The following is an 8,093-nucleotide window of genomic DNA, read 5'->3' as shown; positions in this document are numbered from 1 at the left end:
GTGTCCTCCTAGATACAGAAACTAATGGTTCTAATCATCGTATATATATTGTTGTAAGCGCTTAGTGATCCGAAACTCAAATTCAATTTCAACCACTACTTTGTTATCAAGTTTTCTCATATTTAAGAGATGGTTCGATATTGTTTTTACTCTATTCTTTTCGAACTCATTTACTTTTAAGGCTAGTATTTCCTTAGAAAAATTCCATTTTCAGAGGTAATTGATTGCATATCGAACTACATTCGCTTTATGAACAAGATTTTTTGAAATAAGCGTGAGCAAATAAGGACTTATTTTGAGTAATAAGAAATAGTCCCCAAGTAGCTCCATTTTTGCTCATTGTTTACCGTCGACTTAGCCCCAGTACCTAAGTTTTTTCATACGTAAAGCGCCATTTCTACGAAGTTATCTCGATTCAAACCACTTGTTTTCAGCCAGATCTACCCAAAGCAAAAAAGCCACTGTTCGCTAAAACAGTGACTTCTTAAAATAAGAGATATCGAAAAATCAGTTAGCTAGACGGTTTGCAGTCCAAAGGTACAGAAGTTCTAGCGCTATGGTCGCTCCCGCCAATGCCGTAATATCACTCTGGTCATATGCGGGTGAGACTTCTACAACATCCATTCCGACCATGTTGACTCCTTGAAGACCACGAATAATCTTCAAAATCTTGTCGGAGTTTAATCCACCGCAAACCGGTGTTCCTGTACCCGGAGCAAATGCCGGATCTAGGCAGTCGATATCAAACGTCAAGTAAACTGGCTTGTCGCCAACAGTCTGCTTGATACGAGATACGATATCAGCCACGCTCAGATCATTGGCTTCCATTGCATTAATAACGTCGAAACCGTGTTTTTCTTTTGTATAGTCGGTACGAATGCCAATTTGAACAGAGTGCTCTTTAGAAATTAGCCCCTCGTTTGGAGCATGAAAGAACATGGTTCCATGGTCGTAACGACTGCCATGACTGTAAGTATCCGTGTGTGCATCAAAGTGGATGAGCGCCATTTCACCATACTTTTTTGCGTAAGCACGTAAAAGTGGCAATGTGACGAAATGATCACCACCAAGACCCAACAGCGTTTTACCACTATCAAGGATTGCCGTTGCCGCCGCTTCTAGACGTACCGTTAAATCTTCAGCATCACCGGTGTCAAAGACCAAATCTCCAGAGTCAATGACCTTAGTATGGTCGAAGAGATTAAAGTCCCAAGGGAATTTCTTACCTTCCCACGCCAAGTTAACCGATGCACGACGAATCGCATCTGGACCTAAACGAGCTCCTGGACGTCCCGACGTTGCCATGTCTAATGGTGCACCAAGCACCACCACATCAGCTTCAGCATCGACCGGATTTTGCACCAAAGGACGGCGCATAAACGTCATTGCATTGGAGTACAGTGAATAATCTTTTTTAGTAAACAGATCGTCCATTAAAAATCCTCTAAATACGTGTAACCTGTTAAGCCTTGTTCTAACTCAGCAAGCACACTCTGCTGCTCTTCTCTTGGAACTTTAGCGCTAACCATCTCTTCATAGGTTTGGCGAATAAAATCCACGTCGATATGCACGTAGCGCATCATGTCAGCAACGGTATCACCTTCATTGATGTAATCTAGGTTCGCTTTACCTTCATCATCAACATTGACAACAACACTGTGTGTATCACCAAACAAATTGTGCATGTCACCTAAGATCTCTTGGTACGCACCGACCAAGAAGAAGCCCATCAAATAAGGCTCATCTGGGTTCCATGCAGGCACTGGTAACGTTGTTTCAATACCTTGCCCATCTACGTACTGATCAATGGTGCCGTCTGAATCACAAGTAATGTCCAGAACCACGGCTCGTCGTTCATTCACTCTGTCCAATCCGCTTAGTGGCAAGACAGGGAACACCTGATCAATACCCCATGCGTCTGGTAGAGATTGAAACAGCGAGAAGTTGACGAAGAACTTGTCGGCCAATCGATCGCTCAGTTCATCCAAAATTGGACGATGGTAGCGGTTCTTTGTGCTCATCAACTGATTCAACTCGTAATTGATACGCAATGAAATTTGCTCTGCCCATGCGCGACTTTGTAGGTCCAGCATACCCGTTGCGAACTGATTGTGTGCCTCGGCAATATCACTCTGCGTATCGTTGTAGATCTCAATCAATGCACGGTCATCGCTACCGTCACGCAGTGACTGGAAGTTACGCCACATATTTTTCAAAAGTAGTGGCGCATCTTCGTCTGGTTCAGCAATCACTTCTGGTGAGTAACTTTCTGTACCAATAACGTTAGTGATCAAAACTGCGTGGTGTGCTGTCAATGAGCGCCCGGACTCAGAAATAATCACTGGCATCGGCTGTTGGTATTGTTTACAAATGTCACCGACAGTCATCACGATGTTACGTGCGTACTCAGCTAAACCATAGTTCATTGAGTTCGCCGATTGGCTGCGAGTGCCGTCGTAATCGACCGCCAAACCACCACCGACATCGATGTAATCTAACTGAGCACCGATATCGCGCAATTCACAGTAGAAACGAGCAGCTTCACTCACACCATTTCGTACATCGCGAATGTTTGCCATCTGCGAGCCCAAGTGGAAGTGAACGAGCTCTAATGCTTCTAGCTGATCTTCCTTTTTCAGACGCTCAATCACTGTCAACACTTGCGACGCAGACAAGCCGAACTTTGACTTCTCGCCGCCACTTGCTTGCCACTTACCGGCTCCTTGAGAAGCGAGACGAATACGCAAACCTAAGCGTGGTTTTACGCCTAGCGCTTTCGCTTCTTGCAAAACAAGATCAAGCTCAGACAACTTTTCAAGTACGATGAAAACTTTGTGGCCTAGCTTCTCGCCGATCAAAGCCAAGCGAACATATTCACGGTCTTTGTAACCATTACAAACGATCACCGAGCTCGCTTTTTGAGCCAGTGCTAATACCGCCAATAACTCAGGTTTGCTACCCGCTTCTAGCCCTAGCTGTTTTTGCTCTAGTTGTGCTTGGCTTGCTAAAATTTCATCTACGACTTCCTTTTGTTGGTTTACCTTAATTGGGTATACCAAAAGGTAGCGATTGTCGTATTGATAATCATCGATAGCTTGGTTAAACGCATTACAAATATTGTGTACTCGTTGATGAACTATCTGTGGGAATCGCACCAAAGCTGGTAAGCCGACATTCTTCTGTTCAAGTTGCTTAACAATATTCCTCAAAGGAATTTGATGATCCGTTTTACTTGGAGAGACATACACTTCCCCATTATCATCAATACCGTAGAAACCTTGGCTCCAGTGCTTTACGTTATATTCTGCACGGATGCGATCTAAATTAACTGATTGTTCCATTTCAAGAGACCTTACTGTATAGGGCCATCACCAAGTAACACCCTGTTTAAACAAGTGGCATTACCCAAGCTAAATCGATACGTCACGATTCGTTGGGCGCATTAACTGATATTCTGGCTAGTGAGTCCAATCATAGATATTTGTCGTGTCGACAATGGTCGCTTTACGACTGCGTGAGATATCGGTACATCAGGGCTTATCGCCAGATCTGTGAGCAATACGGCATGAACATTTCTTCAGATTTTTTTTGTGAACCATAAGAAATCCCCAATTCTGCACTTATTTTTGGTGCTCACTGCTGTTCATCTTTTAAACTTTTTCTTGCGATAGCTTGTAAAACAAACATGACTGGTATAAATTTGAACAACTGACCGATCGGTCAGTCGGTAGAATGGGGAGCAAAAATAATGAACCACAATCCAATGACCAGTGATGAAGCGGTATCAAACGCTGACATGACGAAGGTATTCGCCCAGCAGAAAAATTACTTTCGAGCTAACTCGAATACTGACTTACAAACACGCCAAAATAATCTAGCTCGTCTAAAAGAGCTGCTGGTGCGTTACCAAGATCAAATCATCGATGCACTATCAAAAGATTATGGTCAAAGAGCAAGATACGATTCTCTCATTGCCGATATCACACCTTCGCTGCACTTAATTGATTACAATCGAAAGAATCTTAAGAAATGGATGAAACCTTCGCGTCGAGGGGCTGGGTTAATGCTTCAGCCAGCGAAAGTCAGTGTCCATTATCAACCTCTAGGCGTTGTTGGCATCATTGTTCCTTGGAACTTTCCTATTACCCTATCGATTGGTCCGCTAGCAACGGCATTGGCTGCAGGCAACGTAGCGATGATGAAAATGTCAGAGTTCACACCCGCAACAAACCGTGTTTTGAAAAAGATGCTGAGCGAAGGATTTAGTGAAGATCAAATCGCGATCATTGAAGGTGAAGCAGAAGTCGCAGCGAACTTCAGCGCTCTCCCTTTCGACCACATTATGTTTACAGGCTCCACCGCTGTAGGTAAGCATGTAATGAAGGCAGCTTCAGCTAACCTCACACCGGTTACTCTAGAACTCGGCGGCAAGTCACCCACCATCATAACCCCCGATATAGACGTGATGGACGCAGTACAGAGAATCCTATTTTCGAAAAGCCTCAACGCTGGTCAAATTTGTGTCGCACCGGACTACATCTTACTCCCTAAAACAAAAGTGAATGAGTTTGTTGAAGCTTACAAGGGCTACTTTAGAAAGCTTTATCCGGCAGGGCTTGAGAGTAACGATCTGACATCGATCATTAATCAACGTCAATACGCTCGACTGAAAAGCGTGATTGACGATGCCAAGCAAAAAGGTGCTACCGTTCATACGGTGAGCGATCAAGCTCAAGACGATGTGAATCACCGCATGACACCTCACCTATTGACAGATGTAAATGACGACATGATAGCACTGCAAGATGAGCTGTTTGGTCCTATTCTGCCTATTGTCCCTTATGATTCTCTAGACGAAGCAATTGAGTACATCAATGATCGCCCTCGCCCATTGGCGCTATATATCATGAGCCACGAAAGCGAAACGCAGAACGCAATCCTCAACAGAACTCATTCTGGTGGCGTATGTATTAACGACTCTCTGGTTCACGTTGCCGTTGACGATGCACCATTTGGTGGAGTTGGTCCGTCAGGTATGGGTCACTATCACGGTATCGAAGGGTTTAAAACCTTTAGTCACGCCAAAACGGTTCTGAGCCGAGGCAAAATCAACTACACAAAATTGTTGCACCCTCCTTATACAAAAGCGTTTAAGAAATTGATTTTTAAAGTGATTAACCGATGACTACAAAAAGACAGCAAATCTTAGACTCCGCCCTTCAACTCTTTGCAGAACAAGGCGTTGAAGGGACATCAACCGCGCAAATTGCTAAAACAGCGGGTGTGGCAAAGGCGACTCTATTTCACCACTTTGAAAACAAATCACTACTGGTTGACGAGCTTTTTAGAGAGCTAAAGCAAACTCTGTTCAATACGATTTTTCAAGGGATAGGTTCATCTTCAGCTCCACTGTATTCGAGAATGAACCAACTTTGGTTGTGTGGTATTGATTGGGCTTCTGTTCACCCAGACGCCATGAAGTTTTTTTCCAATATTCACTTCCATCCGACAACTGAAAAAAGGCAAAGCATCGTCACTGAATTGTTTACAACACTGGACGAGAATATTAGATCAGGTCAAGAGTCCGGTGAATTATTGACGTTAGATATTGAACTCGTTCGTCACTTCATTCATAGCCACTTCTTAATATCGGTTAACTGGCTGCTAGACCAAAAGCAGCTTTCGATTGAAGAACAACAGAATTACGTTCAACAGAGTTTTGATATGTGTTGGCGCGCTATTGGTGGTAAACAGCCTGATTAGATTCATATTACCCTTTAGATACGACAAATGTTTTATCAAGTCATTTAGGTGGATCCAATACAGCGCAGCCCTCGCAATCACTAGTTAAGACACGTACACTACCCGCCTAAACGAAACACAATCAGAAGGCTTAGGTTTGCAAACTCTAGAACAATTACAATCCGGACAATTATTGGGCTCAACACATTTAAAATTGGCTGAAGGCCTTCAAACGTTCCCAATGGAAATCATAGAGCTTGCAGACACTCTCGAAGTGCTCGACCTTTCAGGCAATTCACTATCTGAACTTCCACAAGAATTGGCAAAACTGACCAAGCTACGCATTATCTTTGCCTCTAACAACAAGTTCACTCATCTTCCTGAGGTGTTGGGAGAACTACCAAACCTAGAAATGGTTGGCTTTAAAACGAACCAGATTAAGACGGTTAGTGAACACGCATTGCCTATCAAGTTACGTTGGCTGATTCTGACTGACAACGCGATTGAGGTATTGCCAGAAAGCCTAGGACACCGCCCAAGACTGCAAAAGCTGGCGCTAGCAGGCAACCAAATTAAAGCGTTGCCAGACAGTATGGAAAATCTCAACAACCTCGAACTGGTTCGTCTATCGGCTAACCAATTGGCCGAGTTTCCGGAACTGCTGATTAAGCTTCCTAAATTGGCGTGGCTAGCATTTGCGGGGAATCCATTCTGTAAACACCCTAAATCTCTCGATAGCGTGCCGCAGGTAACAACTTCAAGCTACCGTCTGAATCAAGTGTTAGGACAAGGTGCGAGCGGCGTTATCTCTCATGCACACTGGATTGATGACAAGTTTGATTTTCCAAACGAAGTAGCAGTTAAAGTATTTAAAGGTGAAGTGACCAGTGATGGTTATCCGCATGATGAGTTAGAGGCGTGTCTCCAAGCAGGCCATCACGATAATCTTGTTAAGTCGATTGCACAGGTAGATGATGGCAACGACTTGGCATTGGTGATGGAGCTCATTCCTGAAAGCTATTACAACCTAGGACTGCCACCGACACTCGAAACTTGTACGCGTGATACTTTCCCAGAAGGTTTCGAGCTTCCGATCTCGCAAATCGACAAGGTCGTGACTCAGATGATTGACGTATTTAACCACTTGCACGACAACAAGGTTTGTCACGGCGACCTATACGCACACAACACCTTGGTTAATAAACAAGCTGAGATGATCTTCGGTGACTTTGGTGCTGCAACCATCTACGGATACCTGACTACAGAACAACAGCAAGGTATTCGCCGTATTGAAGCTCGTGCTTTGAAACACTTTATAGATGATCTGCTGACAATCTGTGCCGAGCAAGACCTTAGGAGTAAACTGTACTCGCGCCTTGCGAGCTTCGAAGTGTAAACGTAACACGAACTTCAGTTTCAAGGACTAAAGATATGTTGTTAACGATTAAACCAGCTCGTAGGAGACAACGTACAGTTGAGAAATACCTGGGTAGATCTCTTGAATAACGTCTTTGAGTACTTGCAATGTCATGTTCTCTTGTTGAGCGTGGAATTCACCCAGTTCATCGAACAGAATCGGTTCTACGCTGATGATTTTAAGGTTACAGAATACACGTCCTTGCTCCAATGTTGATACTTCTACAACGCTACCCGGTTGGTAATCACGCTCAGATTCGTCACGGATGGTGATAGTCTTTTTGCCAGAAAGGATGTCAGCTTCAAAACGCTCAAAGAACGTCATAGTGGTTGGTGCGGTCATGGATTTCAATCACTTGTAATTAAAGGTTTAGATACTTGTTTATATACCAGAATATCTAACGAAGCGAATGAAAATTGGATGCGAAAATTTATCTCGTCATTCCCAAGACTGACGAAGGAAGGAGTTGGGAACCCCTAAAGAGCCAAATCACAGGCAATAAAAAAGGAGAGCCTAAGCTCTCCTTCTCTTAATCCTAAATGCAAACTCTAATTAAAGAGCAGCTTTTGCTTTTTCAACTAGAACTGCGAATGCAGCTTTGTCGAATACCGCGATGTCAGCAAGGATCTTACGGTCGATCTCGATAGATGCTTTCTTAAGACCGTTGATGAAACGGCTGTAAGATAGACCATTCTGACGAGATGCAGCGTTGATACGTGCAATCCATAGTTGACGGAATTGACGTTTCTTGTTGCGACGGTCACGGTAAGCGTATTGACCAGCTTTAGTAACTGCTTGGAAAGCTACGCGGTAAACACGAGAACGTGCACCGTAGTAACCTTTAGCTTGTTTTAGAACTTTCTTATGACGTGCACGAGCTTGTACACCACGTTTTACGCGAGGCATTATGCTTCTCCTAAACTAAACGATTATT

At 43.8% G+C, this 8,093-nt stretch carries 7 protein-coding genes; 3 read left to right on the top strand and 4 right to left on the bottom strand.

Annotated elements, in window-relative coordinates; all coding sequences use genetic code 11:
* Window positions 1–507 precede the first annotated feature (507 nt).
* Entirely contained in the window at window positions 508–1,434 is a 927-nt protein-coding gene (speB, locus tag vsple_RS06195) for an agmatinase (RefSeq protein WP_261882985.1), read from the bottom strand.
* Window positions 1,434–3,341, bottom strand: a complete 1,908-nt coding sequence (gene speA, locus vsple_RS06190) for an arginine decarboxylase (RefSeq protein ID WP_261882984.1) — start codon at window positions 3,339–3,341, stop codon at window positions 1,434–1,436. The genes speB and speA overlap by 1 nt, the downstream gene beginning before the upstream one ends.
* 407 nt (window positions 3,342–3,748) lie before the next feature.
* On the opposite strand from speA, the gene vsple_RS06185 reads away from it, so the two are divergent.
* From vsple_RS06185 to vsple_RS06175, 3 genes are all read left to right on the top strand, one after another.
* On the top strand, window positions 3,749–5,185 hold the full coding sequence (locus vsple_RS06185; RefSeq protein ID WP_261882983.1) for a coniferyl aldehyde dehydrogenase: 1,437 nt from the start codon (window positions 3,749–3,751) through the stop codon (window positions 5,183–5,185).
* Window positions 5,182–5,763: a TetR/AcrR family transcriptional regulator gene (locus tag vsple_RS06180; protein ID WP_261882982.1), complete on the top strand. Its 582-nt coding sequence runs from the start codon at window positions 5,182–5,184 to the stop codon at window positions 5,761–5,763. Before vsple_RS06185 ends, vsple_RS06180 begins: the two co-directional genes overlap by 4 nt.
* Window positions 5,764–5,899: 136 nt before the next feature.
* Window positions 5,900–7,138, top strand: coding sequence for a leucine-rich repeat-containing protein kinase family protein (locus vsple_RS06175; RefSeq protein WP_261882981.1), 1,239 nt, complete (start codon window positions 5,900–5,902; stop codon window positions 7,136–7,138).
* A 48-nt stretch (window positions 7,139–7,186) separates the two neighbouring features.
* On the opposite strand, the gene yqfB is transcribed toward vsple_RS06175, so the two are convergent.
* Together yqfB and rplT are read right to left on the bottom strand one after the other, a co-directional pair.
* A complete protein-coding gene (yqfB, locus tag vsple_RS06170; RefSeq protein ID WP_152468587.1) occupies window positions 7,187–7,501 on the bottom strand; it encodes a N(4)-acetylcytidine aminohydrolase in 315 nt (104 codons plus the stop codon).
* 210 nt (window positions 7,502–7,711) lie between these two features.
* On the bottom strand, window positions 7,712–8,065 hold the full coding sequence (rplT, locus tag vsple_RS06165) for a 50S ribosomal protein L20 (RefSeq protein ID WP_004401084.1): 354 nt from the start codon (window positions 8,063–8,065) through the stop codon (window positions 7,712–7,714).
* Window positions 8,066–8,093 lie beyond the last annotated feature (28 nt).

Origin of the sequence: Vibrio pelagius (assembly GCF_024347575.1) — a bacterium.
Classification (GTDB): Bacteria; Pseudomonadota; Gammaproteobacteria; order Enterobacterales; family Vibrionaceae; genus Vibrio; species Vibrio pelagius.
The sequence above is the reverse complement of the archived record's forward strand: the minus strand, read 5'-3'. Positions and strand labels throughout refer to the sequence as shown.